The sequence below is a fragment of the Bacillus sp. (in: firmicutes) genome (genome assembly GCA_012842745.1).
Taxonomy (GTDB): domain Bacteria; phylum Bacillota; class Bacilli; order Bacillales; family Bacillaceae_J; genus Schinkia.
Map to the genome: position 1 here is coordinate 1 of DUSF01000050.1, position 4,793 is coordinate 4,793.

Below are 4,793 nucleotides of genomic sequence, written 5' to 3' on the forward strand. Positions count from 1 at the left end.
TGAAGTGACTGTCCTGTTGAACAATCACCCCCTTTAGCAAAATACCATTTCTTATTTCGGTACTTCATTATGTTTTTCTATATGCTGTTCCAATAACTTAATAATTTGTTTATTCTGCTTAACTTGCTGATTTGAATTTTTTCTAATACTATATAGCCATCCCACACATAAACCTAATAAAAATGGTGATGTGCTTGGTGTCTATTCCTTTGTTGTTAAGAGATAGTAGATTTCTGTATTTTAGTGGTGAAGGTGAGTCTATGCTCACTTTCACCACTATTTTAATTTCCAATGGGGAAGGTAATCTCCAATTCAGGAATATACTTTATTTTTGTATTTCCATCTTTATCAAGGTGCAAAACTCTATTATTTTCTTGATATAATAGTATATAAGGTTTAACAGTTATATACTCTGGAGTGGATTCAAAGGGTTGGAATCGATAATCTGATATCAAGAAATTACCCTCTTCTTTATTCCACCCATTACCGCTTAACATTTTCAACTTATTTCCTTTGTCATCTAATACATCCACTCCCATAGTTTGTAAAGGCACAGTTAGTTTTGAATTTAAAGGTAAATCAATACGTGTGGTTATACTAGTCGTAATTGGTGTAAATTCAAATTTCTCTAATGTAAAATTTAAATTCTCATATTTTCTGCTTATATTGGGCTGCATAACTAAATAATCATCTATGTTCTTTTTTACCGGAATATCAATTTTAAACGGGTCTTTTATTCCATCCACCGTAACCACTAGATTTAAATTGAATTTATTAGGTAATAGTTTTCCGCCTTGATTACGCAGATCAGAAAACTCTATAATCACGGAGTTTTGATCCTTTCCAGGATATTGATAGATACCAATTGAATTCGAATTATTTGGAGCAAAAGATTGAATTGGTCTTCCGTCGATTGACAAATTTACACTACTGATAAGTTCCCCCAAGGTTTTATTTGAAAATTCATCTTCTGAAGTTTCCCGTTCGAGACCAATTGATACACGAGTTCCATCAAACATTACCACGGGCACATTTAGTTTAAGATTATTATGGGTATCACCTACACTTAGTTTTGTTACTAGTCCTTTCTCATCAGCAGTCTTCAGGCCAAGGTCGCCAGCAAGCTGAAATATAGAAGCCATTCCCGGAATTTGCTTGATGGATACCGCTATGGCTGGGGAAATAAAGCTCCCCCCCATCATAAAAACAAAGGCTGCTACGGCAGTGGACATCATTATAATAATTTTGTTTAATCCGTTTTTTTTACGAGTCTTTATATTTCTAAACCTTTTTGTTGATTCAGTTTCAATTTGCGCCATAATGCGATTAGTAAAATTTACTTCCACTGAAGTCTCTCGAATTAACTCTTCTACCTGATTGATTTCGCTATCTACCGATTGCTCTATGTATTTACCCATATACAGTTCCCTCCCTTTTTTTTGATGAATTGGTGTAGCTTTTTACGAATCCGTTCATATTTTTTTCGTATAGTTGCTGCCTTTATATCCATAATTATGCTAATCTCTTCAAATGTGTATTCTTCAACAGCTCTCAGCAACAGAATATGTTTTTCTTCTGAATTAAGCTGATCCAACAGTTCATGAATTATTTCTGTATGGTTAGGCTCACGCATTTGGAACTCTTGATTCTTGTATTGTTTTAGAACATTATAAAAGCGACTTCTTCTCTTAATTAAATTAATACAATGGTTATAGGCTATTTTGTAAAGCCAGGCAGAGTAGGATGTGTTATTGGTAAATTTATCCATATTCTCAAATCCTTTAATAAAAATGTCTTGAACAGCATCCTCAGCATCTTCTTTATTACCTAGTAAATAATAACAATATAAGTAAATCTGCTTTTGAAATCGATTAATAATAATAGTGTATTTTTGCTTATCTCCTAGTTTTACCTGTTCTACAACGTACTCAATCTTTACTGTGGAGGTACCTTCTGAAATATTTACCTTGTTCACTTGTTCATCACCTCTCTTTGCCTATATAACAATTAAATATACTGTTTTGTGACAATCTCTGAAACTATTTTCTAGATAAGTAAGCGTCAGATAGCTTCTTTCCAACGTTGGTTGAATTAGGGCTTTACCGTTATACTCTAGCTAGCAAAGGATTATTGAGAGGTCGAGCTATGAATGAATTAATAAAACTACTTGATGAAAATTTGATTTGTACAGATATTACAATTCAACTAACACTGATTATTGCAGATGAATTGAGCCACTTATGCGGAGTTTTGAGCCATCCATTGCGGAGAAAAGAGCCACCATTTGCGAAACTAAGAGCCACAATAGTACAACCGCTTTTTAAAGAATAGAGTCAGAGAGCCACAGCGAAGCTGCTTGCCATTGACTGTAACGCACGATTCTTTACATTTGCTGGAAGGGGTCGGGGCCCCGCCAGCGAATGTTTAGAATCGATTTGTCCGTGTTAATATGTTTGAGCAGCTGTGCCTCTTAGGCATTATTTATGCCACACCTGCGATTGTTCCACCACACGGACAAAAGTTACAGTCAATGGTGGCGGACCACAGAATCTGCACTGTTATGGCAAAAAATTGGTGGCTTTCCTTTCCGCAAACAGTGGCTCAAAACTCCGCACTGCTGGCTCATTCTGTCCGCAATACTCAAACACTGGAAAGAACCGACAAATCACGCCCACCTTCAACGCTAGGGGGATTTTTAATTACTATAGGGGAACCGTCAGGAAAATGCGGATTTACAACGTTAAGAAAATTTTAAAATCTAAAAAAGTCGAATTCCTTAGAGTACAAGGAATTCGACTTTCTTTGTTGAGCTTGTTCAAGTAAAGCCCCCTTTAAGAAGCTTTACTTACATTTATCGAACTAATGTAAAAAGTAAGTACCCGATAATAAAGTAGCCTAAAAATCGTTCTTTTCCCTTAAATTTCTTTTCAATTAAAAGATATAAAATAAGAGCTATGAAAAACGAACTAATCAAATCTAAATACAATTTAACTCCCACATCCCATAACATTTCACCAAATAGATCCACTCACCTTGTTATACTAATCGAATAGTTGAAGAAGCGACAGCCATGTTCAGCTATCACCCCCGTTAATTCAATAAACCTTCTTTATTAAATAATTCTACTTTTTCTTCCTTTGTCTTATTATTATCTTTCCATTCAATAATCATATAGATATCGCTAATGTTTTCAAGAGAAACGGGTTCTCCATTTTCATTAAGTAAAGTCCCGCCTTCTGTTGCACCCATAGATGTTTCGGATATATCTGATTCACTTCCTGTAACAGACCTTCTCTGAATGACCGTATCTTTACTATCAATAACAGCATAAACCCCAATACTAAAGAAATCAGTACTAAATTCAGTTTTATTTTTCATAGTCACGTTTCCATTTCCTACATCAAATGTTTCAGGTTTAATCAAAATTTCATAAGAATCTACTTTCCAACTTTCACTCTCTCCCGATAATGATAAATAGTAATTATTTCCTACCGTTTTCTCACCGCCATCACAGCCTGAAAGTAAAAGTATCACTAACAACACACCAAACGAAAATAATTTCTTTCCTTTTTTCAGCAACAACAAAACACTATCACCTCTTGATATTATTATATCATTTTAAAATTTTCCTTCTTATACTAAACTGCTTCTTTAATGGAACAAAGGGGCTTTCTCCTTATTTAAGATACCCCCCCTTTTTTTATGTGAAATATCCACTAATAAAATCTACTCATCGTTTGTTCTTATTCCACTTGTATGGAATTTTCGACCATTCATAAAACAGACTAAACAAGAACATTATAAAACAAACAATTATACTATCTATCCACTTAATCTCACCTTTTATAATAAATTGCCAAACTATTGATACTATAAAATATATTAAAGGGAATCTGATGCTTTTCTTAAACATAATGTCACCTCCTTCATTACTTTTCCAGTAATTAATAATCATTATTTAAGAATGATATTTAAAATGGGTGGTAAAAGAACTAAAATTATAAAACACAAAGTTAGAGATTTTGAGATTTTAGGTGGGAGTTTTTCCCTACCTTTACCGTTATACCAGCCAGAGAACTGCCATTTATTCCTGTAAAGAACAAAAAGAATTCCATATATCCCAAGAATAGCAGCCCATCCATATCGTTCCATACTTATGCTTGAAAAAGCGACAGCTTTGTCCTGCTATCGCCCCCGTTACTTTAAGTGTAATGTTTCACAATCTCACAGAGGCAACCCCTATTTTAAGGAACTTCCTCAATTCTGCTTGATTACCAAACAACCCTTGGTTTTCTACACATCTTTGAATAATCTTCATTCTCGGCTAATTTTCTTACTTTTACATCCTTTATATCCCAATCTGTGGGGGATTTGTTTTCCACTTTTAAAGTAAACAAATGATACGGAGGCATTATTGCTCTTTCATAGGTTATAAATTGATAAGTTATTTCATATCTATATGCTTGGTCAGGTTTTGTCTTAACCTCTACAAATTTGCAAAAATCTGATAGGTATATTTCTCCAAAGTAATCTTCAATTGCTTTTGATTCCAACGGTGATAAAAATGAATAAATAATATCTTCAAGTATCATCTCGTAGCATTTATCATTAGTCTCAGCTTGAACAGGAGTAATAGCAATAAAGGTAATGAGACAGCTAATCATAATGTCCGCTGCCATTTTCAATGGCAGTGTTTTTTGTTGTTTTAGGAAAATTTTATGTCGGTACTTTTGGAGGGAATTATGCGACAATGTATAAATGTAAATCATTCCCTTGCGGGAGGAGGACAAAAA

Annotated in this window: 5 protein-coding genes; 1 reads left to right on the forward strand and 4 read right to left on the reverse strand. The window is 34.0% G+C overall.

Annotated elements, in window-relative coordinates:
* Window positions 1-281: 281 nt before the first annotated feature.
* Window positions 282-1,418 carry a DUF4179 domain-containing protein gene (locus GX497_13710; GenBank protein ID HHY74250.1) on the reverse strand — a complete coding sequence of 379 codons (1,137 nt, stop codon included), beginning with the start codon at window positions 1,416-1,418 and terminating at the stop codon, window positions 282-284.
* Complete coding sequence (locus GX497_13715) at window positions 1,403-1,975, reverse strand: RNA polymerase sigma factor (GenBank protein HHY74251.1); 573 nt, start codon at window positions 1,973-1,975, stop codon at window positions 1,403-1,405. The genes GX497_13710 and GX497_13715 overlap by 16 nt, the downstream gene beginning before the upstream one ends.
* A gap of 170 nt (window positions 1,976-2,145) precedes the next feature.
* Between GX497_13715 and GX497_13720 the strand changes: the two genes are divergently transcribed.
* Window positions 2,146-2,331: a hypothetical protein gene (locus GX497_13720; protein ID HHY74252.1), complete on the forward strand. Its 186-nt coding sequence runs from the start codon at window positions 2,146-2,148 to the stop codon at window positions 2,329-2,331.
* Between the two features lie 759 nt (window positions 2,332-3,090).
* Here the strand turns inward: GX497_13720 and GX497_13725 are convergent.
* The gene (locus GX497_13725) at window positions 3,091-3,582 is read right to left on the reverse strand and encodes a hypothetical protein (GenBank protein HHY74253.1); all 492 of its coding nucleotides are present in this window, start codon (window positions 3,580-3,582) and stop codon (window positions 3,091-3,093) included.
* Window positions 3,583-4,271: 689 nt separating this feature from the next.
* On the reverse strand, window positions 4,272-4,664 hold the full coding sequence (locus tag GX497_13730; GenBank protein HHY74254.1) for a DUF3888 domain-containing protein: 393 nt from the start codon (window positions 4,662-4,664) through the stop codon (window positions 4,272-4,274).
* Between the last annotated feature and the right edge of the window lie 129 nt (window positions 4,665-4,793).

Bases quoted from the DNA above. Each gene is read 5' to 3' on its own strand.
- GX497_13710 (HHY74250.1), bottom strand. From the start codon at position 1,418: ATGGGTAAATACATAGAGCAATCGGTAGATAGCGAAATCAATCAGGTA.
- GX497_13720 (HHY74252.1), top strand. From the start codon at position 2,146: ATGAATGAATTAATAAAACTACTTGATGAAAATTTGATTTGTACAGAT.
- GX497_13730 (HHY74254.1), bottom strand. From the start codon at position 4,664: ATGATTAGCTGTCTCATTACCTTTATTGCTATTACTCCTGTTCAAGCT.